This is a genomic window from Burkholderia sp. AU4i (assembly GCF_000466765.1).
GTDB classification, from domain to species: Bacteria; Pseudomonadota; Gammaproteobacteria; order Burkholderiales; family Burkholderiaceae; genus Burkholderia; species Burkholderia cepacia.
In genome coordinates this window covers 25,633-49,689 of the sequence record NZ_ASSI01000150.1, presented here as the reverse complement: position 1 = coordinate 49,689, position 24,057 = coordinate 25,633, and the positions used below count along the sequence as shown (strand labels likewise).

General features: G+C 67.8%; 14 protein-coding genes. 7 read left to right on the top strand and 7 right to left on the bottom strand.

The annotated features are described in order from the left end of the window. Window positions 1-51 precede the first annotated feature (51 nt). The 3 genes from L810_RS30310 to L810_RS30300 all read right to left on the bottom strand — a co-directional run bounded on the left by L810_RS30310 (window position 52) and on the right by L810_RS30300 (window position 6,008). Entirely contained in the window at window positions 52-795 is a 744-nt protein-coding gene (locus L810_RS30310) for a transporter (RefSeq protein ID WP_042976749.1), read from the bottom strand. A 76-nt stretch (window positions 796-871) separates the two neighbouring features. Continuing rightward, window positions 872-3,637, bottom strand: coding sequence for a magnesium-translocating P-type ATPase (mgtA, locus tag L810_RS30305; RefSeq protein WP_021162047.1), 2,766 nt, complete (start codon window positions 3,635-3,637; stop codon window positions 872-874). A gap of 715 nt (window positions 3,638-4,352) precedes the next feature. Further along, complete coding sequence (locus L810_RS30300; protein WP_042976748.1) at window positions 4,353-6,008, bottom strand: S8 family peptidase; 1,656 nt, start codon at window positions 6,006-6,008, stop codon at window positions 4,353-4,355. Between the two features lie 421 nt (window positions 6,009-6,429). On the opposite strand from L810_RS30300, the gene L810_RS30295 reads away from it, so the two are divergent. Continuing rightward, entirely contained in the window at window positions 6,430-7,326 is an 897-nt protein-coding gene (locus L810_RS30295; protein WP_021162045.1) for a glutamate/aspartate ABC transporter substrate-binding protein, read from the top strand. Between the two features lie 100 nt (window positions 7,327-7,426). On the opposite strand, the gene L810_RS30290 is transcribed toward L810_RS30295, so the two are convergent. Continuing rightward, window positions 7,427-7,966: a hypothetical protein gene (locus tag L810_RS30290; protein ID WP_021162044.1), complete on the bottom strand. Its 540-nt coding sequence runs from the start codon at window positions 7,964-7,966 to the stop codon at window positions 7,427-7,429. A gap of 297 nt (window positions 7,967-8,263) precedes the next feature. Between L810_RS30290 and L810_RS30285 the strand changes: the two genes are divergently transcribed. Together L810_RS30285 and L810_RS30280 are read left to right on the top strand one after the other, a co-directional pair. After that, window positions 8,264-9,517: a multidrug effflux MFS transporter gene (locus tag L810_RS30285; RefSeq protein ID WP_021162042.1), complete on the top strand. Its 1,254-nt coding sequence runs from the start codon at window positions 8,264-8,266 to the stop codon at window positions 9,515-9,517. Between the two features lie 21 nt (window positions 9,518-9,538). Continuing rightward, window positions 9,539-10,060 carry a GNAT family N-acetyltransferase gene (locus tag L810_RS30280; protein ID WP_021162041.1) on the top strand — a complete coding sequence of 174 codons (522 nt, stop codon included), beginning with the start codon at window positions 9,539-9,541 and terminating at the stop codon, window positions 10,058-10,060. Window positions 10,061-10,112: 52 nt separating this feature from the next. Here L810_RS30280 and L810_RS30275 read toward each other — a convergent pair whose 3' ends face one another. Then, on the bottom strand, window positions 10,113-10,805 hold the full coding sequence (locus L810_RS30275) for a hypothetical protein (protein WP_021162040.1): 693 nt from the start codon (window positions 10,803-10,805) through the stop codon (window positions 10,113-10,115). 290 nt (window positions 10,806-11,095) lie between these two features. Between L810_RS30275 and L810_RS44165 the strand changes: the two genes are divergently transcribed. Together L810_RS44165 and L810_RS30265 are read left to right on the top strand one after the other, a co-directional pair. Continuing rightward, entirely contained in the window at window positions 11,096-12,532 is a 1,437-nt protein-coding gene (locus L810_RS44165; protein ID WP_051392338.1) for a TPM domain-containing protein, read from the top strand. An 82-nt stretch (window positions 12,533-12,614) separates the two neighbouring features. Continuing rightward, on the top strand, window positions 12,615-13,241 hold the full coding sequence (locus tag L810_RS30265) for a LemA family protein (RefSeq protein WP_122982903.1): 627 nt from the start codon (window positions 12,615-12,617) through the stop codon (window positions 13,239-13,241). A gap of 54 nt (window positions 13,242-13,295) precedes the next feature. Here L810_RS30265 and pbpC read toward each other — a convergent pair whose 3' ends face one another. Beyond that, entirely contained in the window at window positions 13,296-15,554 is a 2,259-nt protein-coding gene (gene pbpC, locus L810_RS30260) for a penicillin-binding protein 1C (RefSeq protein WP_021162036.1), read from the bottom strand. 10 nt (window positions 15,555-15,564) lie between these two features. Continuing rightward, window positions 15,565-21,621 (bottom strand): MG2 domain-containing protein, encoded by a 6,057-nt coding sequence (locus L810_RS30255; RefSeq protein ID WP_021162035.1) that lies wholly within the window; start codon window positions 21,619-21,621, stop codon window positions 15,565-15,567. Window positions 21,622-21,931: 310 nt separating this feature from the next. Between L810_RS30255 and L810_RS30250 the strand changes: the two genes are divergently transcribed. Both L810_RS30250 and L810_RS30245 read left to right on the top strand, forming a co-directional pair. Beyond that, the gene (locus L810_RS30250; protein WP_042976747.1) at window positions 21,932-22,438 is read left to right on the top strand and encodes a sugar dehydrogenase complex small subunit; all 507 of its coding nucleotides are present in this window, start codon (window positions 21,932-21,934) and stop codon (window positions 22,436-22,438) included. Then, window positions 22,438-24,057, top strand: coding sequence for a GMC family oxidoreductase (locus L810_RS30245; protein WP_021162033.1), 1,620 nt, complete (start codon window positions 22,438-22,440; stop codon window positions 24,055-24,057). Before L810_RS30250 ends, L810_RS30245 begins: the two co-directional genes overlap by 1 nt.

Genomic DNA, 24,057 nt, shown 5'->3' with positions numbered 1-24,057 from the left:
GGCCCGTCGTCTGGCGGTTCGGTATGCGGCTCGATGCCGCACACCTGCGTGTCACCAGCGCGCCGTCACGCCGCCCATCACCGAATGACGATAGGTCTGGTCGTTCAGCCCGCGCCGGTAGCCGATGTCGAGATCGAGCCACGGCTTCGGCGAATAGATCGCGCCCGCGATCGCGAATGCGGGATTCGCGCCGGCGCCGCGCTCCGTGTTGCGCGACGTGCCGATGTCGGCCACGATCTGCAGCTTGTCGGTCGCCTTGTAGATCGCCGCGCCCGACACGGCCCAGATCGACGTCAGGTCGCCCTGGCGATTCGGCTGGTAAGTGAGGCCCGCATTCGCAAGCAGCGAGAAGCGAGCGATGTCGGCCTGCGCGAGCAGCGTCGCGCCGGTGCCGACGCGGCCGGTGCCGAGCCCGCGGCCGTCGTTGCCGGTCGGCATCGTCACCTTCGGTTTCAGCGCGAGCGACAGCGGCCCGCGTTCGACGAAGCGCCATTTCATGCCGATCTCGACATCGCCGATTCCCGCGCCGTTCTCGTCGGTCCGTGTTTGCAGATGCGTATAAGGCGCGTTGACGTAGAGGTCGACGTGTTCGCCGAACCCGCGCGTGAGCGTCGCGTTCCATAGCTGGTGGCGGCCGTTGTCGTCCTGCTTCGAGGTTTCCTCGCCGTTGAACTCGAACTGCCAGTTCGCGTTGCCCTGCGTGCCCGTATCGTCGCTGACGAGCGGGTGAGCCGGATAGGCGTCGAACGGTGCGAGGAGTGCGCTCGCGGCGGCGAGCGGAAGGATTCTTTTCATCACATTACCGATAGAGCGTCGTGAAAGGCCGGCCCGCGCGCGTTGCGCGGGCCGGTACATCGTCATCCGAACGGAATCAGAACCACTGCTTGTAGCGGCGCACGTAGATCGTCTTGACGATCTGCGCGAGCAGGATATAGCCGACCATCGTCGCGGCGAGCCACAGCCAGAAGGTGCCCGGCAGGTGCATGAAGCCGAGCGACTCCGCGAACGGCGAGAACGGCAGCCAGCAGCCGATCGCGATCGCGGTGAACGTCGACAGCAGCACCGGCAGCGCGGCCGTGCTCTGCAGGAACGGGATCTTCTGCGTGCGCAGCAGGTGCACGACGAGCGTCTGCGACACGAGGCTCTCGATGAACCAGCCGGAGTTCATCACGATCTGGCCGCCCGAACCGCCGTTCAGGTGATACATCGCACCCGCGCCGAATACCGTCCACATCAGGATGTACGTCGTGATGTCGAACACCGACGACGTCGGCCCGACCCACAGCATGAAGCGGCTGATGTTGCCGGCTTCCCACTTGCGCGGCTTCTTCAGGAACTCGGGGTCCATCTTGTCCCACGGCAGCAGCATCTGCGACGTGTCGTAGATCAGGTTCAGCACGAGCAGCTGCGTCGCGAGCATCGGCTCCCACGGCAGGAACGCGCTGGCGACGAGCACCGAGAACACGTTGCCGAAGTTCGAGCTCGCGGTCATGTTCAGGTACTTCAGGATGTTGCCGAACGTCTCGCGGCCCTTGATCACGCCTTCCTCGAGCACCATCAGGCTCTTTTCGAGCAGGATGATGTCGGCGGTTTCCTTCGCGATGTCGGCGCCGCTGTCGACCGAGATGCCGACGTCGGCGTCGCGCAGCGCGGGGGCGTCGTTGATGCCGTCGCCGAGGAAGCCGACCGTGTGGCCGTTCGCCTGCAGCGCCTTGACGATGCGAGCCTTCTGCAGCGGCGTCAGTTTCGCGAACACCGTCGTGCGTTCGACGACCTGCGCGAGCGTCGCGTCGTCGAGCGCTTCGATCTCCGTGCCGAGGATCGGCTTGCCGGGTTCGAGGCCGACCTGGCGGCATACCTTCATCGTGACGATCGGGTTGTCGCCCGTCAGCACCTTCACCGCGACACCGTTTTCGCGCAGCGCGGCGAGTGCCGGCGCAGCCGATTCCTTCGGCGGGTCGAGGAAGGTCAGGAAGCCGCGCACGACGAGGTCGTGTTCGTCGGCGGTGCGGTACTGCTCGCGCTCGTCGCCGCGCGGGATCGTGCGCGTCGCGAGCACGAGCACGCGGAAGCCGTCCTCGTTGTATGCGCTGGCCTGTTCGAGCAGCCGCTTGCGCGCGACGAAGTCGAGCGGACGCACGCCGTCTTCATCCTGCACGTGCGTGGAGACGGCCAGCATCTCCTCGACCGCGCCCTTGCAGATCAGCAGGTGCGTGCCGCGCGTATCCTCGACGACGACCGACAGGCGGCGCCGGACGAAGTCGAACGGCAGTTCGTCGATCTTCTTGTAGCCCTGCGGCTTCACGCGCTCGCCGATCTCGTCGGCACGTGCGACGACCGCGATGTCGATCAGGTTCTTCTGGCCGCTCTGGTGGAAGCTGTTCAGCCAGCCGAGCCGCAGGATGTCCTCGTTCTTGTGGCCCGACAGGTCGAGGTGATGCTCGAGGATGATCTTGTCCTGCGTGAGCGTGCCGGTTTTGTCGGTGCACAGCACGTCCATCGCGCCGAAGTTCTGCACCGAGTTCAGGCGTTTCACGACGACCTTGCGGCGCGCCATCGCGACCGCGCCGCGCGCGAGGTTCGCGCTGACGATCATCGGCAGCATCTCGGGCGTGAGGCCCACGGCCACCGCGAGCGCGAACGTGAGCGCGCTCAGCCAGTCGCCCTTGGTCAGCCCGTTGATCATGAACACGATCGGCACCATCACGAACATGAACTTGATCAGCAGCCAGCTCACGCTTGCGACGCCGCGGTCGAAGCTCGTCTCGATGCGCTTGTGGCTCACGACGTTGCGCGCGAGCGAGCCGAAGTACGTATCTTCGCCGGTCGCGACGACGACGGCCGTCGCCGTGCCGCTGACGACGTTGGTGCCCATGAAGCAGACGTTCTCGAGGTCGAGCAGCGATGCCGATGCATCGTTCGCCGCACCGTCCGCGGGCGAGCTCGCGGATTTGCCGGCCACCGCGCCGAGCGTGTCGTATTTCTCGACGGGCAGCGCTTCGCCGGTCAGCACGGCCTGGCTGATGAACAGGTCGCGCGATACGAGCAGGCGCACGTCCGCCGGGATCATGTCGCCGGCCGACAGGTGCACGATGTCGCCGGTCACGACTTCGCGCATCGGCACTTCGCGGCGCGCCGGCTCGGACGTGTCGGTCACGGAACGCTGCACGGTGGCCGTCGTGCGGACCATCGCCTTCAGCTTCTCGGCCGCGCGCAGCGAGCGGAATTCCTGCACGAAGCGCAGCAGCGCGCTGATCGTGACCATCGTCAGCAGGATCGTCATGCCGACGTAGTCGCGATCGTCGGGTGCGGCGAACCAGACGTCGGTGAAGAAGCTGATGGCGGCCAGTACCAGCAGCACGTAGACGAACGGGTTGTGGAAGGAAAGCAGCAGCTGGCGCGTCCAGTGCGGCGGCTTGTAGTGCGCGATTTCGTTCGGGCCGTAGTGCTGCAGTCGGTCGGCGGCCTGGTCGTAGGTGAGGCCGCGCGTGCTGGTATGCAGCGTCTTCAGCGTGTCTTCGAGCGGACGGGCCGCTTCCTGCGCGACGCGCATGATGCGCGGTTCGTTCTGCTGGCCGGCGCCGGTCTTGATGAAGCCGCGCTGTTTCTTCTGCGAGGTGTTGTGTCGTGTCGTCATGAGTCGCTCCTTGCGCACGAGGCGGCGGGCGGGGAGCGACCGTGACGTTATCGACGCACGAGCGCTCCCCGCCGCGTCGCGTCAGGCGCGATCGGCTGTGGATCGGTGATGGATGGAACGCTCGCCGGCGCGTGCGGTGCAGCCGGAGGGGCGATGCGCAGCGTCGCACCGGCGAGCGGTAATCGACTACTGTCGTCTGAGTTCATCTGCACTCCTGTCGGTTGCGGATAGGTGGCACGGGCGATCGGCAGCCGCGCACGCACGAGGGCGCGCGGCCGGACGGCACGCGAACGGAGGGCGCACGCGGCTGGCGCCGCGCGCGACACGAACGCACACGCGCGAGGGCGCGTCGCGTGCATTCGACAACATCGAAAATTCGGCGGGAGATCCGGCCCGTGGTCAGGCTGGAAAGACGCCGCATCCTGCTTCCCGGGATGCGGCAGAAGACGAGGCTCTGCGCGTTTTCCTCAGGCAGCAGTCAAGTTGGTCAAGCACCAACTACAACTCGCATCGGTGTTCACAGAACACTCCATGTAATTTGACGGGAGCGATGGTAATGGCTCGCTGTGCGAAGCGTCAACCCTTTTGTCAGGTGTTATTTCGAGATGCGTAATCGGGGTGACGTGTGCGCGGCGCGGCCCCGGATTGCCGCGAATGAAACGGCCGCGCGCATGCGTGATCGGCATGCGCGCGGCCGCGTGGAAGCAGGGGCGGGTTACTGGCCCGCTGCCGCGATGGCGGCCCCTGCGTCGACAATGCCCGAGCCAGCCGGCATCGCGGTGCACGACGTGCCGGCCGCGAGCTTGGTCGTGCGCGCGCCGCCTTGCAGCTTCTGCTGGATCTGCGCGGGAGTGAGGTTGCCGTTCACCGACAGCATCAGCGCGGCGACGCCCGACACCTGCGGCGTCGCGAGGCTGGTGCCGTTCGCGAGGCCGTAGGTGTCCGAGCCCGGCGTCGTGGTGCCGGTGTTCGACGTCGACAGGATGTTGACGCCCGGCGCGCTCAGCGAGACATCGGCGCCGAAGTTGCTGAACGACGCGCGGCGGCCCGTCGCGTCGGTGGCGCCGACGCTGATCACGCCGCGGCAGTTCGCGGGCTGGTCGAGCCCGGTCGACAGGCCGTCGTTGCCGGCCGCGACGACGACGGTCACGCCCTTCGCGGTCACGTCGTCGATCGCCTGCTGGAACGTCGTGCTGCATGCGCCGACGCCGCCGAGGCTCAGGTTGATGACCTTCGCGGGGCGCGGGTTCGTCGGCACGCCGTTCACCGGGATGCCGGCTGCCCAGCGCATCCCGTCGGCGATGTCGCTCGTCACGCCGCCGCACTTGCCGAGCACGCGCACCGGCAGGATCTGGCCGAGCCACGACACGCCGGCGATGCCGGTGCCGTTGTTGGCGGTCGCGCCGATCACGCCCATCACGCGCGTGCCGTGCCAGCTGCTGTCGCTCGGCTGGCTCGCGCAGTGATAGTACGGGCCGTTTGCGTTGTCGAGTTCCTGTTGCGTGACCCAGTCGCCCGGATCGGTCGCGTCAGGGTTGCGCGTCAGGCCGTTGTTGCTGGTGTTGACGTTGCTGATGAAGCTGTAGCCGGACAGCAGGTTGCCCATGAGGTCGGCATGCGGCCGGTAGCCGGTGTCGAGCACGGCCGTAACGACGGTCGGCGAACCCTTGGTCACGTTCCAGGCGGGCGGCAGGTCGATGCCGGCGGTCAGGTCGGACAGGTACCACTGCTGGTTGTAGAGCGGATCGCTCGGCGTGTCGCGGATCTGCATCGGGTGATCCGGTTCCGCGTAGTCGACGTCCGAATCGGCCGCGAATGCCTGCGCGAGCGCGGCTGCGTCGGTGGCGGCCATGCGCTGGCCGAGCGACAGCACGGCCGCGCCGTTCGAGATCGTCCGTTCGACCTGCACGTTCACCGGGGCTTGCCCGACCGTGCTCGCATAGGCACGTGCACTGCCGGCGACCGGTGCCGTCCAGCGCGTCATCGAGCGCTGGATGACCGCGTCGAGCCGCGTCCCGTTGTCGATGGCCGCCATCGCACGCGTGGCCGTCAGCGTCTTCAGCTTGACGATCAGGTGATCGATCGGCGCTTCTGCCGGTGCGGCCTGCGCCGCCATCTGCACGGCGGCCTGCTGCGTCGCGCATGCATTGCTGCCGGCCGAGGCGGGCGGGGTCGTCGGTGTGCCGGGAGCGGGCGTCGGGGTGGGGGCAGGTGCCGGTGCCGCGTTGGAAGAAGACGGGTTGCTGCCGTCGCCGCCGCCTCCGCCGCCGCAACCGGCGAGGGGCAGGAGGGCGGCGGCAGACAGCATGCCGGCGAGCATGCGCGCATGTGCGGAGCGCGCCAGCGCAAGATTGAAACGCTTGGTTCTCATGTTGAAACTCGATCCTCGTAGATAACCGTCGTGCCGGCGGTGGCGCTGGTCCGGCTGACCCGGACCTTGTCGTTTTTGTCTGGCGGCCGCGGCAAGCTTGCTGCGACGCGCCATGCACTGGGTAACGGCTGGCGCGGCGGCTTCTTGAGTGCGTTTCACGAGAAAAACCGGGGCTGGCGCAAACGATTACGTTGCCGCGTCGCAGCATGAACACGTGTTTGGAACGTGTGGCACAGAAGGCGGGGCGAGCCCGCGTGCGGCCGGTCGGGCGAAATGTGCGGCACGGGCCGGTTTGCGCGGCACGGCAAACGTCTTTCAATGCGCGGCCACGGTGGAAGGTTGCTTACGCTTTCCCTGATGCGACGCGAATTTTGTCGGGCGTAGGATCGCGATTCGATCAACGTTTCGTCAGGAGAAAAGCATGGATCGCCGCTTAGGCTGGCTGGCCGTCGCGCTGTCCTGTGCGCTGGCGGGTACCGCGCACGCGCAGGCCCTCACCGGCACGCTGAAGAAGATCAAGGACACGGGCGTCGTGTCGCTCGGCATTCGCGAATCGTCGGTGCCGTTCTCGTATTCGGACAACCAGCAGAAGAACATCGGCTATTCGCGCGACATCGCATCGCGCATCGTCGACCAGCTGAAGACGGAATTGAACCTGCCGAATCTCTCGGTGAAGGAGATCCCGATCACGTCGCAGAACCGGATTCCGCTGCTGCAGAACGGGACGATCGATTTCGAATGCGGATCGACGACGAACACGCTCGAACGGCAGAAGCAGGCCGCGTTCTCGAACAGCATCTTTCTTTATGGGATTCGCTTCAGCACGCGCAAGGATTCGGGCGTGAAGGATTTCGCGGACCTGGCCGGCAAGACGGTCGCGACGACGGCCGGCACGTCGGACGAGCGCCTGCTGCGCAAGCTCAACGAAGAGAAGGCGATGAACATGACGATCATCAGCGCCAAGGATCACGCCGAAGCGTTCATGAACGTCACGACCGGGCGCGCGGTGGCGTTCGTGATGGACGAGCCGTTGCTGTACGGCGAGATCGCGAAGGACCGCAACCCGGGCGCGTACACGGTGGCGGGCACGCCGCTGGTTCACGAGAATTACGCGTGCATGATGCGCAGGGACGATCCGGCGTTCAAGCGCGTGGTCGACGGCGTGATCGCGAAGATGCAGACGTCGGGCGCGGCCGAGAAGCTCTACGACCAATGGTTCATGCAGCCGATCCCGCCGAAGGGCGTGAGCCTCAACTATCCGCTGTCGGCGGAGATGAAGCAGCTGTTCAGGAATCCGACGGATCAGGCGCAGTATTGATCGCCGCGTCATGGTGGTATCGCACCACAAATGAAAAACCGCCGGCACATGCCGGCGGTTTCGCTTTGCAGCCCGGTCGCTCGTGCGCCGGAAGTGCGCGTCAGGCCTTGATTTCAGGCCCGCGCGCGGCCGGCCGTGCCGGCGCTGCCGGGGCAGGTGCGATCGAACGCGCCGAAGGCTGCGCCGGCACGATCACGACGACCGGTTCCGGCATCGCCCACGCCGGTATCGCGAACCCGACGGGCTGCGGCATCGGCATCGCGAACGCGTTGGCGAGCGCGATGTGCTGTAGCGCCATCATCTGCTGCTGCATCGCGACCATCTGCGCCTGCGCCGCCTGCATCCGGTACTGCGCGGCCTGTATTTGCCGCAACGCCGCCGCGGGCGGCATGCCGCCCGACGACGACGTCTGCATCTCGAAGCTCGCGCCGCCTTGCGGGCTGTGCCAGCTCCACGTGCTGACCTTCATCGGGCCGACCGCGGTCTGGACGACGCGCGTTTCGGCTTTCACGGGCACGGCCTGCCCGTCGACATTGACGAACATCGGTTGGGCAGCGGCCGCCGCGCCGTCCTGCCCGGCCAGGGCGAACAGAGGCACCAGCGCCAGCGCGCCCGCCGCCATATACGAACGGAATCGCATCTTCGTATCTCCATCAAACGAGACTGATCGAGTCAACAATGACGTGCGGCTCACGGAGTGAGCCATCCGAGACAATGCGGCCCTCGGCTTAAATCAATATTAAAACCGCGTCCGGCTGGGCCGGCTAACGCATTTCAGGGCTAGCCGCAATCGGCATTCAACCTCGTCCACGCCAGGGGAATCCGGCGGCACGACGCGACAACGGGCACAATACGGCATTCGCCACGACCGCACGCATGTTCGACTTTCGAACATTGACGGTGCGGCACTGCCGCCCCGATCTCTTTCCCAGTCGTCATGAACGCCACGCCCATTCCCGCGCGCGAGTCGAACTCGCCGCGTTTCCTGTTGTTCCTGATCTGCCTGTTCGCGTCCGCCGGCCAGCTCGCGATCGACATCTACGTGCCCGCGCTGCCCGACATGGCACGTTCGTTCGCGACCACGCCGCAGGCGATCCAGTCGAGCGTGTCCGGCTACATGGCCGCCTATGCGCTCGGCCAGCTCATCTTCGGGCCGGTCGCCGACGCATACGGGCGCAAGCGCGTGCTGGCGTTCGGGCTCGTGATCTACACGATCGGCTGCCTGCTGTCGCTCGGCGCGCAGAACCTGGAGACGTTCGTGCTGGCGCGCTGCCTGCAGGGCTTCGGGATCGCGACCACCAACCTGCTCGCGAAGGCGATCATCACCGATTCGTTCTCCGGCCAGGCGCTGATGCACGCGTTCACGTACATGTCGATCGCGTGGGGGCTCGCGCCGATCATCGCGCCGGTGATCGGCGCGCACCTGCAGGAATGGTTCGGCTGGCGCGCCTGCCTCGTGTTCCTGCTGGTGTACTCGCTGGTGATGTGGGCGCTGCTGTGGCGATACCGCGAAACCTTGCCGAAGCCGGTGCATCTCGAGCCGCGCACGCTGATGACGAACGCGGGCAAGGTGCTGGCGAGCCCGGTGTTCCAGAGCTGCTTCCTCGCCCAGGGGCTGTGCTACAGCATCCTGCTGGTGTTCAACATCGTCGGGCCGTTCATGGTGCAGACCACGCTGCACAAGCCGCCGACCTTCTTCGGTTATCTCGCGCTCGGCATCGGGCTCATGTATTTCCTCGGCGGGCTGTCGAACCGCATTCACGGGCGCGGGCTGCCGAGTGCCGAGCAACGGCTGCGTATCGGCGCGCGCGTGATGGCGGGGGCGTCGGTCGCGATGCTGGTGCTGGCGCTGACCGTCGGGCTGCGCGTATGGACGCTCGCGACGCCGGTGCTCGTGATGGGTTTCTGCGCGGGCGCGATGTACCCGACGCTGATGGCCAAGGGCAATTCGCTGTTTCCGCATATCGCCGGCCTCACGAGCGCGATCCTCGGATGCGCGCTGCTGCTCGTGTCGTCCGCGATGATGGGGCTGGCCGGTTTCGTGTCGATCCATGTCCTGACGCCGCTCGCGGTCTTCTTCGTCGCGCTGTCCTGCATCGTCGTGTGGATGGTCACCAAGCTGCTGCGGTACCTGTCGCAGCAGCAGGCCCAGGCCGCGCCCGTCGCGTGCGGGCGTGGGGAGGCCGCGTAAATGCCGCCTGTCGACTGCCCCATGAACCCGATCCTGCTGAACCGCGTCGCCCGAACCGACGCCGCCGACCTGATCGCCGCCAATCGCGCGAGCCGGAACCATCATCTGCCGTGGGTCGACTCGTTCACCGACCAGGTGGGATTCGACCAGTGGTTCGGGCGCTGCCTGACGGGGCCGAACGTCGGCTTCGTCGCGCGCGAGCGCACGTCCGGGGCGGTGGTCGGCGTGGTGAACCTCAACGAGATCGTCGGCGGCGTGTTCCAGAGCGCGTATCTCGGGTACTACGGGATGGTGGCGTTCAGCCGCAAGGGGCTGATGACCGACGCCATGCGCGCGGCGATCGGTGTCGCGTTCGGCGAACTCGGGCTGCATCGGCTCGAAGCGAACATCCAGCCGGGCAACCATGCGTCGATTGCGCTGGTTCGGCGGCTCGGCTTCACGAAAGAGGGGTTTTCTCCGCGTTATCTGCGCATCGACGGCGCATGGCGCGACCACGAACGGTGGGCGCTGCTGGCCGACGACGCGCCCGAAGCGCGCGCCTGACGCGCGATACCGGGCAGTAACGGGCGACCTTCTTCCCGCCGCCGGCCGCTTGTCAAAGCGGATGCGCCGCGCCGGCCTGCGTGAGCAGCGTAACCGCGGCCGGATCCGGCATCCCGTTCGTATCGATCGCGCCGGCTTTCGCGAGCGCGACGAGATCGCTGTCGACACCCGGTTGCCCGACCGTGAACGACGTGGTCAGGAACGCCGGCGCCGTGAGCGTGACCGAATAGCGCTGCTGCAGGCTCGTCACCACGGCCGATTGCGCGGCCTGTACGGTGTTCGGGCTGTTCATCGCCTGCTGGTAGCGCGGATTGCCCTGGAAATTGCCGATCAATGCGGCGGTGTTCGTGCCGAGCTGGGCGGCGAGATAGACCAGCATCAGCTCGGTCTCGGGCGTCGTATTGAACGTACCGCCCGCGTACGCGAGCGAATGCAGGCTCGTGCCGCCCGACGTCACGGTGACGACGCACGGCAGCGCGGCATTGACCGTCACGCGGTAGTTGCCGCCGCCGTCCGTCAGCGTCGTCGCCGAGCCCGTCACGCAACTGACCGTCACCTGCGCGCTCGCGAGCGCGTCGCCCGTCGCGGCCGTGCCCGACAGCGCGACGGTTTGCGTGTTGTTGTTGTTGAAGCAGACATCGACGCCGAAGCAGGCATCGCCGTTGCACGCCTGAAGCGCTGCGAGGGTGGCGACGCAGAGCGTGCCCAGCGCGGGGCGGATGAAACGCCTGGGGTGCAGGTTCATGGTCGCTGGCCTTGAGGAGAGTGGGGCAACCGGTAGGCGCCGACAGTGCGGCGCCGTTCACATTCTATGTCCCGAAGCGGGGCGCTGCTTGCCCGTTTCGTTCGCCTGGCCGGCCTGCGGCTGGACGTGGCCTGGCGACGAGCGCGTCGTGCAGCGGCACGTTGAAATGACGAGATCCGGAAGTCGGCCGGAAACCTTTCAGTTGCTTTCGCAATTGGTTATGCTGCGGGACGATTAAAAACGACGAGAGAACGTGCCGTTCCCGATGGAGGCGGCGCGCCGTTTCCGACATGAATTCGAAACGACAGACGGGCCGGCCGTGCGCGCCGGGCGGCGAAGGCGATCCGGCATCGCGGGCAGGCACGGCCCGAACCGGCATTCGGCACACACGCCGCACCAAGGGCGTGACCGGCAGGTCCGGCTTCCGGAAGGCCACTGCGTTGCTCGCGGGCGCGATCCTGCTGTTCGGCGGCACGGCCATCGCGGCGCCGGCCGAAGAAGGCGGCGTTGCCGTCGCGGCGTCCATGGCCGCCACGTTTTCCACCCCGGCCCGGTCGGCCTGCACACACGTGGCCGCCGCGGCAGCCTATCCGGTCGCCCCGAAGCCGGAAGCCGCACCGCCGTTGCAAGGCCGCGTGACGGACACGACGGGCGTGCTGAGCGCCGCCTGCGCCTCCGAGCTGACCGACCGCCTCGCCGCGCTCGAACAACGGCTCGGCGTACAGGTCGCGATCCTGCTGGTCGGGTCGACCGGGCAATCGACGATCGAACAGTTTGCGACCACCGTGTTCGACCAATGGAAACTCGGCAAGGCCCAGGTCAACAACGGCCTGCTGCTCGTCGCCGCGCTCAACGACCATACCGTGCGGATCGAAGTCGGCTACGGGCTCGAAGGCACGATTCCGGACATCGTCGCGGGCCGGATCATTCGCGAGCGGATCGTGCCGGCATTCCGCGAGAACCGCATTGAAGCGGGCATCAGCGATGCGCTGGACGCGCTGACGCACGAAATGATGCCGGCCGACGTCGCCGCGCCGGAGCAGCCCGCACCCGCCACGGCGCTCGACGGGCGCGACGAAGCATACGAAACGGCCGCGGCGACCCCTGCGAGCGCGACGAATTCCGCGAACCCGCCGCCCCGCGACGCGCGAGCCGGTGGCGAAAAATACCAGTCGAACGGCCTGCCCGAGCGGAAACGCCCGAACGCGGGCGGCGTGCGGTTCTGGTTCCTGCTCGGGGTTGCCAATGTCGTGCTCGGCGTGGTCGCGCAATGGCGCAAGCTGCGCCGCAGGGTGGCGCTCCTGGCCGCCTGGCTCGTGGCGGCCGTCGTGCCGGTCGTGATGCTGCCGGTCGGCGCGATCTTCAACGGCAATCTCGAAGCCATGCTGGGCGCCGCGGCGTTCGTTCCAGCCGCCGCCGGTGTCGGGCCGTGCCTGCTCGGCATCAACCTGTTCCTGTCGGCGCGCGTGCGCAAAATCACCGCGATCGTGGGCGGGACGCTGTTCATGATCGTCGCGATCGGACGCGAAATGGACTATTCGGTCGGGGAAGTGCTGTCCGGCATCTTCGGTGTGCTGTGCGTACTCGCCGTGATCTGGGCGAAGCTGACGGGCGGCGGCTCGTCTTCGTCGTCATCCCCGTCCGGCTCCCGGTCGCCATCGAGTTCCGATTCGTTCCGCGGCGGCGGCGGATCGAGCGGCGGTGGCGGCGCATCGGGCCGCTGGTAGCGTCCGCGCGCAGCCTGCCTGCGCACCTGATTCCTTTCACCTGCCGCTCCGCCCGGAGCGTTCAACCGGAAACAACCCCATGATGAAATGGTTTCGAATCCTGCTCGTGTGCTGCGTGCTGGCCCCGCTCGCGGGGTGCGGCTACAACGCGATCCAGTCGTCCGACGAGGACATCAATGCCGCATGGTCCGAAGTGCTGAACCAGTATCAGCGCCGCGCGGACCTCGTGCCGAATCTCGCGGCGTCGGTGAAGGGCTACGCGTCGCACGAGGCGCGCGTGCTGACCGAGGTGGCGTCGGCCCGTGCGCGCGTGGGTAGCGTGCAGATGACGCCGGAGATGGCTAAGGACCCGGCCGCGCTCGCGGCGTTCGACCAGCGGCAGGGCGAGTTGTCCGGGGCGCTGAGCCGGCTGATGGTGGTGTCCGAGCGTTATCCGGAGCTGAAGGCGAACGAAGCGTTCCGCGACCTGCAGACTCAGCTCGAAGGCACGGAAAACCGCATCGCGGTCGCGCGCGGCCGTTACATCAAGACGGTGCAGCACTACAACGTGCAGATTCGCCAGTTCCCGGGCGTCGTGATCGCGAAGATCTTCGGCTACCAGCCGCGCCCGAATTTCAGCGTCGCGAACGAAGCGGCGGTTTCGACCGCGCCGACACTCGATTTCTCCGCGCAGCCGCAGCCGGCGAAGGCAAACGCGGCCGGCGAGTAAGGTCTGAGCGTCAGATCGGAGCGTCAGGTCGAAAAGCCCGACCGAAGCGCGCGTTCACGGCTTGCGCGCAGCCGCCTTCGCGAACGCGCCGCGCACCTCGAAGCCGATCGCGTCGGCAACATTGCCGCGCGCATCGACGAGTTCGAGCCGGTGCCGGCCCGGCCACGGCATCCACGCGATGCGGTCGGCATGCCCGATCACCTTGTCGTCGAGCCGCCACGCGAACTTCGCGGCGTGCCCGGCCGAGCGCTCGAACCAGATCCGCTGATTCTTCGGCGGAATGTCCGGGTCGATCGCGAAGATCGTGCCGTCGGTCGGCGTGCCGATCGTCAGCGGCGCGCGCGCGCCGTCCTTGCCCGGCGTGACGGGGGCGGCGAGCCGGATCGTGTCGACCGCCGTGCCCGCGACGAACCACTCGTTGCGTGACGGTTCGATCTCGCGCTCGAAGGTGATGCGGCGCGTCTCGACGCCGGCCGGCGCGCGCGGCGCGCGGCTCGGCACGTCGCGGTGCAGGTACCCGACGACGGCCGACCACACCGGCGACGCGCCCGTGACACCCGACACGTCCCACATCGGCGAGCCGTCCGCGTTGCCGACCCACACGCCGACCGTATAGCGCGACGTGAATCCGACGGTCCAGTTGTCGCGCATGTCCTTGCTCGTGCCGGTCTTGACTGCCGAGAAGAAGCGCGTCGCGAGCGGGTTGTCGAAGCCGAACGTGCGCACGCGCGCGTTGTTGTCGGACAGGATGTCGGTCACGACGAAGCTGGCTGCCTCGCTGAACACGCGCGTGCCGTCGGCCGCGCGGGCGGGCGACGCGGCCGATGCGCCGGATGCGCCGGAGGCCGGTGCCGGCGTTGGCGCTGGCCGGTCGACGACCTGGCGGGCGACGCCACCGTTCGCGAGCGCGCGGTACGCGTTGGTCAGCGACAGCAGCGTAACGTCCGCACTGCCGAGCGCGAGGCTGAAGCCGTAGTAGTCGCCTTCCTGCGCGAGCGGCAGGCCGAGCGCGGTCAGCGTGCGCGCGAAGCGGTGCGGCGTGACGAGCACGAGCGTGCGCACGGCCGGCACGTTCAACGAGCCGCCGAGCGCGCTGCGCACGCTCACCCAGCCCTTGAAATCCTTGTCGTAGTTCTGCGGGATGTACAGGCCGCCGCCGGCGGCGAGGTTGATCGGCGCGTCGTCGAGCAGCGACGCGGCCGTCAGCCGTTTCTCGTCGATCGCCTGCGCGTAGAGGAACGGCTTGAGTGTCGAGCCGGCCTGACGCGGTGCGAGCACGGCGTCGACGTCGCGCGCGCTCGACAGCGCGCCGGACGAGCCGACCCACGCACGAATCTCGCCGGTCGCGTTGTCGATCACGACGACCGCACCGTCCTGCACGTTGCGCCGGTGCGCGGGCGCGTTGAGTTCGGTCAGCGCGCGCATCAGCGTGTCGCGCGCGAAGCGCTGCAGCGGCGCATCGAGCGTCGTGCGCACCTGCGCGCCGGCCGCCGGCCGGACCTCGGCCGCGATGCGTCGCGCGAAGTGCGGGGCGAGGGCGGCGCCGTCGTCGCGCGCGGCGCTGGCCGGCCGCGCGGTGACCAGCTGCACGTAGCCGTCGAGCGAAGCACAGGCCTGCTCCGCATGCATGTCGCGCAGGATCCGGCACGCGCGCTCGGCGACTTTCGCGGGCGTGGCGTTGGGCGCACGCACGAGTGCGGCCGCGATCGCGGCTTCGCGCGCGTCGAGGCCCGACGGCGCCTTGCCGAACAGCACCTGCGACAGCGCGGCGAGGCCGATCGTCTCGCCGCGGAACGGCACGAGGTTCAGGTATGCCTCGAGCACCTGGTCCTTGCGCCAGCCGCGTTCGAGCAGCAGCGCGTTGACGGCCTGCGAGGCCTTCTGCGGCAGCGAGCGCTGGCCCGACCGGCGCGGCGAATCGCTGAGCAGCCCGGCGAGCTGCATCGTGACGGTCGACGCGCCGCGCGTGCGTTCGTTCCACAGGTTGCCCCACGCGGCGCCGGCGATGCCGCGCCAGTCGACGCCGCTGTGTTCGTAGAAGCGTTTGTCCTCGGACACGACGATCGCCTCGCGAAACGCGGGCGACACGTCCGCGAGCGACACCCAGTCGCCGCGCCGTTCGGTGAGGTCGACGCGCGTGCGCTGCAGCGGCGTGCCGTCGCGCGCGAGCAGCACCCAGTCGGAGCTGCGCCAGTTGCGGCGCACTTCGTCGTAGCCCGGCAGCGCATGCGCGACGAGCGGCGCGGCCAGCACGACGGCGACGAATACGCGGCCGGCGAAACGCGCCGGCCGCGGCAATACCTGATCGATCATCGCGTACTCGTTACTTGCCCGCTTCGGCCGGCTTCACGGTCATCGGCGGGTTCGGCCACAGGCCGTACACGGACGGCGCGTACAGCGCCTCGACACGCGTCGGCGGCAGCCCGAACGTGCCGACGTTGTTCAGCCGCACCGTGTACTCGACCGAGAATTTGCCTTTCGGCAGATAGTCGTAGTACGCACGGTAGCCGTCGAAGTCGCGCTCGATGAACGCCGGCCAGGCGCCGTCCGGCGTCTTCTCGCCCTGCGTCGCGGCTTCGGAGTCGCGGCCCAGGCCCGAGCCGAGGATCGTCGAACCGGCCGGAACCGGATCGTTGACGACGACCCACGTCATGTCGCTCTGCGCATCGATGTCGAGATGCACGCGCACGACGTCGCCGCGCGTCAGCACGCCCTTGACGGCGGGCGACACGGGCGTGACGGTCTTCGTGATCCGGTAGCCGGCCGCGAACGGCGAACGCAGCGGCACGGCCGCGAGGCTTTCGATCGTGGCCCACGGGCGGCCGGTGCCGTCTTGCGTGACGGACAGCGTGGCCGGTGCCTGCGACGCGCGCGGCCACGGCAGCATCACGCTGCGGGCCGCGGCGGCGCGGGTGGCCGGGGTGGCGGGGGCGGCCGATGCAGCCGGGTCGGCGGGCGCGGGTGCCGGCGCCTGCGACCACGAGATCGTGCGTTCGTCGCCGCCGAGCGCGACCTTCGTCGCGCCGGCAACCGGCGTGCTCTCGTAGGTGCGCGAGAAGCGCTCGACCGCGAGCAGGCCGAGCGCGTTCGACGTGGTCGTCTGCCATGCGCCCTGGCGCTGCAGGGCGAGCAGGCCGGCCGTCACGCGCGGCATCTCGTCCTTCCACGCCGGATCGCCGGCGAATTCCAGCGCGAGGCGGGCCGCGTTGGTCTCGTTGCTGGTCATCAGCCACCACAGGTCGTCGTCGCGCGCGGTCGAGAACACGAGCTGCGTGCCCTGGTACGTGAGGCGTGCCCGCAGGATCTGCTCGACCTGCGCGCGTTTCTCGTCGCGTTGCGGGATGTCCTTCACGCGCGTGAGGATCGCGTGATAGTCGATCACCGCCGACGTCGGCCACTGGTTCGGCGCGATCTCGATCGAGCCGAGCATGCGTCCTTGCGCGGCACCGTAGCGCGACAACGCCTCGATCGCGGCGAGCTTGCGGAGGTCGCGATCCTGGCGCGGCGCCCACGTGTTGCGCTCGAGGCGGCCGTCGACGAAGCGCGCGAGCCCGGCTTCGAGCCGCGTGCGGAGGTCTTCCGGCAGCGCGAAGCGCGGGTCGAGACGGCTCGCCTCGTCGGACACCACGAGCAGGTACGACGACAGCGTCGCGCTGCCGGCGTGCGAATCGTCGGACGACGGCGGGAAGTAGCTCGCGAGCCCGTCGCTGTCGAGATAGACGGGCATGCGGGCGATCAGCGCCTGCCATTGCGCGGGATCGCGCAGGCCGATCGCGCGCGACGTCTGCTGTTCGAGGCAGCGGTACGGATAGCGCTCGAACCAGCGCTTCACGCCGGGCAGCCCGTCGGCGAGCTTCGACTGCAGCGACACGGCGATGCCGCCGCGCGGCACGCCTTGCGCGTTGTTCGCGGCGCCGGCCGGGGAGGCCACCGGCACCGTCAGCGTGCCGTCGACCTGCGCGAGCGTCGCCTGCTGAACCGTGACCGGCAGTGCGGGCACGACCTTCTGCGCGACCGCCAGCGCGTCGGACGCGCGCTTGCCGCCTTGCTCGGCCGCTTCGACGCGCCAGTTCAGCGCACCGGCCGCGTCGAGCGCCTGCTCGGGCACGGTGATCGTCCAGGCGACTTCGGTTACCGTATTGGCCGCCAGCGATACGGTTTGCGGTGCGACATCGAGGCCCGTCACGCGCGGCGTCACGACGACCTGCATCGCGCGGTCGGTCGTGTTGCGCAGCGTGACTTGCGCGCGGAACGCGTCGCCTTCGCGCACGAGCGGCGGCAGGCCTGAGATCAGCTGCAGATCCTGCGTACTGCGGATCGACGTGCTGCCGGTGCCGAAGCGATCGGGGCCGACCGCCGCGATCGCGACGATCCGGAAGCGCGTGAGCGCGTCGTTCAGCGGCACCTCGACGGTCGCGCTGCCGTTGGCGTCCAGCGTCACGCGCGGATTCCACAGCAGCAGCGTGTCGAACAGCTCGCGCGTCGGCGCGCTGCCGCCGCCGCCGCCGGCCGGCACGGCCTTGCGGCCGAAGTGGCGGCGGCCGACGATTTCCATCTGCGCGGTGGCCGTCTCGACGCCGTACGCGCGTCGCCGCAGCATCGCGTCGAGCAGGTCCCAGCTGTTGTTCGGCATCAGTTCGAGCAGCGCCTCGTCGACGGCCGCGACCGCGATCTGCGTGCCGGCCGGCGCGGGCTGGCCGTTCGGCAGCGTGACCTTCACGTGTGCCTGCGCCTTGCTGCGCACGGTGTAGCGCGTCGCGTCGGTCGTCACGGTCACGCCGAGACGATGCACGCCGGTGCCGACCTTGATCTCGCCGAGGCCGTAGCGGAACGCGGGTTTCGACAGGTCGACGAACGCGGTCGGCGCTTCATAGTGACGGCCCTCGCGCCAGAATGCGCGTGCCCATTCGACCGGTGCCTTCCAGCCCCACGTGAAGAACGAGTACCACGGCACCTCGCGAATCCGGCCGCGCAGCGCGAGCACCGACACATAGACGTTCGGCCCCCACGTGTCGCCGACCTTCAGGTCGACCGTCGGGTTCTTGCCGTTCAGTTCGACGATGTGCGTTTCCATCACGCCGCCGCGCTCGACCGCCACCAGCGCGGTCGCGTAGCGGAACGGCATGCGCACCTGGAAGCGGGCGGTTTCGCCCGGTTCGTACGAGGTTTTCTCGGGGATCACGTCGATCCGGTCGGTGTTGTCGCCGCCGAACCAGAGTTCGTCTTCGCGCGTGACCCATACCGAGGTCGACGCGTTCGACGTGCGGCCGTCGCCGTCCTTCGCCACCGCGATCAGCTGTACGTTGCCGGCCTGTTCGAGCGTCGCGTCGCAGGCCATGCGGCCCTTGTCGTCGGTCTTGCCCGAGCACAGCACGCCGAGGTCGCGGGTGTCGCTCTTGTTGTCGTACGCATAGAAGCCGCCGACCATCCGCTTGCGCGACGACGTCGTGATGCGCGCGACGCCCTTGATCTCGATCGGCACCGACGCGCGCGGCTTGCCTTGCAGGTCGACCGCCAGCGCCTGCACGGGCACGCGCTGGCCGACCGACACCCAGCGGCCCGCCTTGATGCCGGCCACCACCGCGGCCGGCCACAGGATCGTGTCGCCGCGAATCGTCTGCACTTCGCCGTTCGGGTCCGCGAACGTCGCTTCGAGCGCGATGCGCTTCGGTGCGTCGACGTCGGGCAGGCCCTTCAGCGTGACCGAGTCCGCACCGTTGCGGTCGAGCGTCAGCGGCAGCTTGTCGGCGATCAGCTTCGTCGCGTCGGGATCGTTGTTCGACGACGATGCGTTGTCGCCGTCCTGCGCATCGTCGTCGGCATTGCCGTCGCTCGTGTCGGGGCGATACGGCGTGAAGCTGAAATCCTCGAAGCGATCGGCGAACGGCGGCGATGCCCACTTCATCAGCGCCGACACCTGCACGGGCAGGTTCGATGCGCCACCGCCCGACACGTAGTCGATCTGCACCGCGAGCGGCGCTTCCTTAACGGCGACGAGCGGGCTTTTCTGCGCGTCGCGCGCACCGATCGATCCTTTCAGCACCGGCAGGCGGAACGCCTCGACGCGGAAGCTGCCGCTGTAGTAGGTGGACGTGGGCGAGTCTTCCGGGCCGCCTTCGAGCTCGACGCTGTATTCACCGAGCTTCGCGGCGGCCGGCAGCGTGAACTGCGAGTCCGCGCTGTGGTCGGCCGCCCACGTGAGCGGCAGCTTGTAGGTCTGGCCCGTGCCGAGATGGCGGATCGTCACGCGCGTCGGGTATTGCGACGGGAACGCGAGGCTCTGCAGCGTCTCGGACCGGATGAAGTGCTTCATCGACACGGTTTCGCCCGCGCGCAGCAGCGTGCGGTCGAACACCGTATGCGCGCGCACGGTCCGTGCGCTGTCGGTATCGGTCGGCACGTTGAAGCGCCACGATTCGATCCCGCGGTTCCAGCCCGAGCTGACGAACGCCATGTCGGGGCCCGTCTTCGGATCGTTCACGCGGGCCGACACGAAGTAGTCGTCGAAGCGTTGCTCCGAGTCGGACGAACTGCATGCTCGCTTCGATTCGAACGCGCCGTCGATCTTCAGCAGCCCCTGCGCGTCGGTCGTACCGGATGCGATTTCGTCGCCGTTGCAGTCCGACACGCGGATCTGCGCGTTCGGCACGGGCTTGCCCTTGTCGAGCGTCGTGACCCACACGAGGTTGTTTTCGCGGCCCTGTTTCAGGTGCACGCCGAGGTTGGTGACGAGCACCGTGGTGCGCACGTACATGCTCGACGGCTTCGCGAGCAATGAGCGGCCGAGCGCGGGCGACGCGAGTTCGAGCACGTAGAAGCCGGGCTTGTCGATCGGCACGCCGACGACTTCGAACGGGCGCAGCGCCTTCGGGTCCGCCTTCGGCAGCGTCAGCGCCTGCACGCCGGGCTGGCCCTTGAGCAGGGTCAGCGAGCGCACGTCGATGCGGCGATCCTTCGGTGCGGGCGCCTTCTCGCCGGCCTCGCGCGGCACGTAGACGGGGTGCTGGCCCTTGCGTTCGAGCAGCCCGGGAATCTGGCTGTCGATCGAGCCGGCCGTCATCGACCAGTTGTCGAAGCGGTCGACGGTGCGCATCCACTGACGAATCGCGGTGTCGTCGTCGACCTTCAGGTTCGAGAACTGCGCGCCCTGGGTGTTGAGGCCGTCGATATGCAGGTCGGCCTCGACGTTGCGCAGCGTGACGGGTACGAGCGCGGGCGTATCGGGTTCGGCGAAGCGCTCGACGATCCCGAAGGTGCCCGACGAGAACTTCGCGAGCGGCGGCATCGGCGCGGTGCGCGTCGCGAGCGGGAACAGGTCGGCGTTCGACAGCGGTCGGTCGGTCACGTCGCGCAGGCCCGACGGCAATTCGATCGTCAGGCCGGCCTGCTCGGGCAGCGGCGGGTTGAACGTGACGGTGGTGACTTCCTCGCTCTTGTCGTCGGCCGCGAAGGTCGGCGACAGCGAACCGTCAGGGCCGCGCAGCTTGATCGCCTCGGCGTTCTTGCGCGAGATCGGCGCGTTGAACGACAGCGTGAGCGGGCGCAGCGGCGTGCAGGGCGCTTTCGCGTTCTCGCGCTCGCACGAGAAGCTCGCGGCGAACGGTGCGCGCACGGTGAAATCGAAGCGCCGTTCCGTTTCGTTCGGAATCCCGCTCGGGCTCGTGACGCCCTTGCCGTACACGAGCTGCATCTTCGCGCTCGCGGGCAGCGCCTGCGCGCACGACAGCGTCAGCACGCGCGCGGCATCCTTCTTCAGCCCGAAGTGATCGAGCAGCGTGTTGCGCGCATCGTCGTCGGCGGCCGTGACGGGAATGCGGTTGCCGATGCCGGCCGCTTCGCACCAGATGTTCGCGAGCGCTGAACGCGGTTCGGCCGGGCCGTTCAGCTTGAGCACGAATACCTGGTGTTCCTCGATCTCGCGCGAGCCGGGGCGGACGTTCACCGGGAACGGGCCGCCCGTCTGGAACGTGAAGCGGCGCGGGCCGCTGGCCGCATTGCCGGCGACCGAGCGCAACGTGTCGTTGAGCGTGACCGAGCAGCGCACGCCGGGCGGCAGGTCGTTTTCGAAATCGTAAACCCAGGTCTTGTCGTCGAGCCAGTGACCCTGGCCGCGCGCGGCCGCGGAATCGTTGCAGGTGACGCGTGCGGGATTCGGCGCGGACGCCGAGCCGAACGCGACCATCGGTTCGTCGAACTTGACGACGCTCTGCCGGACTTCGGTGACGGTGCCTTGCGGCGAGACGCTCACCGTGCGGGCCGCGCCCGCATGCAGCGACAGTGCCGTGGCGCCGCCGAGCGCCGCGACGGCGCCAAGGCGCCAGAGCAGCCGGGTGGTGTGGTGGATGCGTTCCGTCTTGTTCTGTTTGTCGTGCTGCTTCATCGCTCGATTGCCCTCGGAGGGAAGCTTTCTGTTTGATTGCACGCGATTCTAACCGACCGACATGCGCATGCATCGTCGCGTGCAGTCAGTGTGTCGCCGGTGTACGACATGGGTGCGTCGGCCGCAACTTTGTCGCGCCGACGATACAAAAAAGCATCGAAATGTCGATTGTCTCGGATTGCGGAACATTTAATGGACTATAAAAAGATTGTTCGATCCGATTTGTGCGCGTACATTTCAGGTCCGCGCCAATGTTTGAGAAATATCAAGCGTGGTTTTCCCGAATCCGGTGTTCGAGAGAAAAGGAAACATGCACAACGACAACACTCCCCACTCGCGTCGCACTGGCGACGCAGCCGTAACAGGCATCACTCGGCGTCAATGGCTGCAGGGCGCACTGGCGCTGACGGCGGCGGGCCTCACGGGCTCGCTGGCGTTGCGGGCCCTGGCCGACGATCCCGGCACCGCGCCGCTCGATACGTTCATGACGCTCTCCGAAGCATTGACAGGCAAGAAGGGGCTGAGCCGCGTGCTCGGCCAGCGCTTCCTGCAGGCCTTGCAGAAGGGTTCGTTCAAGACCGCCGACAGCCTGCCGCAACTCGCCGGCGCACTCGCGTCCGGTTCGCTGAATCCCGATCAGGAAACACTCGCGCTGAAGATTCTTGAGGCGTGGTATCTCGGCGTCGTCGACAACGTCGTGATTACCTACGAAGAAGCATTAATGTTCAGCGTCGTGTCCGATACGCTCGTGATCCCGTCGTATTGCCCCAACAAACCCGGCTTCTGGGCCGACAAACCGATCGAGAGGCAAGCCTGATGGCCGATACCGATACGCAAAAGGCCGACGTCGTCGTCGTCGGCTCGGGTGTCGCAGGCGCGATCGTCGCACACCAGCTCGCGATGGCGGGCAAGTCCGTGATCCTGCTGGAAGCCGGCCCGCGCATGCCGCGCTGGGAAATCGTCGAGCGCTTCCGCAACCAGGTCGACAAGACCGATTTCATGGCGCCGTATCCGTCGAGCGCATGGGCGCCGCACCCGGAATACGGCCCGCCGAACGACTACCTGATCCTGAAGGGCGAGCACAAGTTCAACTCGCAGTACATCCGCGCGGTGGGCGGCACGACGTGGCACTGGGCCGCGTCGGCGTGGCGCTTCATCCCGAACGACTTCAAGATGAAGACCGTGTACGGTGTCGGCCGCGACTGGCCGATCCAGTACGACGACATCGAGCATTACTACCAGCGCGCCGAGGAAGAGCTCGGCGTATGGGGCCCGGGCCCCGAGGAAGACCTGTACTCGCCGCGCAAGGAGCCGTACCCGATGCCGCCGCTGCCGTTGTCGTTCAACGAGCAGACGATCAAGAGCGCGCTCAACGGCTACGACCCGAAGTTCCACGTGGTGACCGAGCCGGTCGCGCGCAACAGCCGCCCGTACGACGGCCGGCCCACTTGTTGCGGGAACAACAACTGCATGCCGATCTGCCCGATCGGCGCGATGTACAACGGCATCGTGCACGTCGAGAAGGCCGAGCAGGCCGGCGCGAAGCTGATCGACAGCGCGGTCGTCTACAAGCTCGAGACCGGGCCGGACAAGCGCATCACCGCCGCGGTCTACAAGGACAAGACGGGTGCCGACCATCGCGTCGAAGGCAAGTACTTCGTGATTGCCGCGAACGGTATCGAGACGCCGAAGATCCTGCTGATGTCCGCGAACCGCGATTTCCCGAACGGTGTCGCGAACAGCTCGGACATGGTCGGCCGCAACCTGATGGACCACCCGGGCACCGGCGTGTCGTTCTACGCGAACGAGAAGCTGTGGCCGGGCCGCGGCCCGCAGGAGATGACGTCGCTGATCGGCTTCCGCGACGGCCCGTTCCGCGCGACCGAAGCCGCGAAGAAGATCCACCTGTCGAACATGTCGCGCATCAACCAGGAGACGCAGAAGATCTTCAAGGCCGGCAAGCTGATGAAGCCCGAGGAGCTCGACGCGCAGATCCGCGATCGTTCCGCGCGCTACGTGCAGTTCGACTGTTTCCACGAAATCCTGCCGCAGCCCGAGAACCGCATCGTGCCGAGCAAGACGGCCACCGACGCGATCGGCATCCCGCGCCCAGAGATCACCTATGCGATCGACGACTACGTGAAGCGCGGCGCCGTCCACACGCGCGAGGTCTACGCGACGGCCGCGAAGGTGCTGGGCGGTACCGAAGTCGTCTTCAACGACGAGTTCGCGCCGAACAACCACATCACGGGCGCGACGATCATGGGCGCGGATGCACGCGACTCGGTCGTCGACAAGGACTGCCGCACGTTCGACCATCCGAACCTGTTCATCTCGAGCAGCTCGACGATGCCGACCGTCGGTACGGTGAACGTGACGCTGACGATCGCGGCGCTCGCGCTGCGGATGTCGGACACGCTGAAGAAGGAAGTCTGA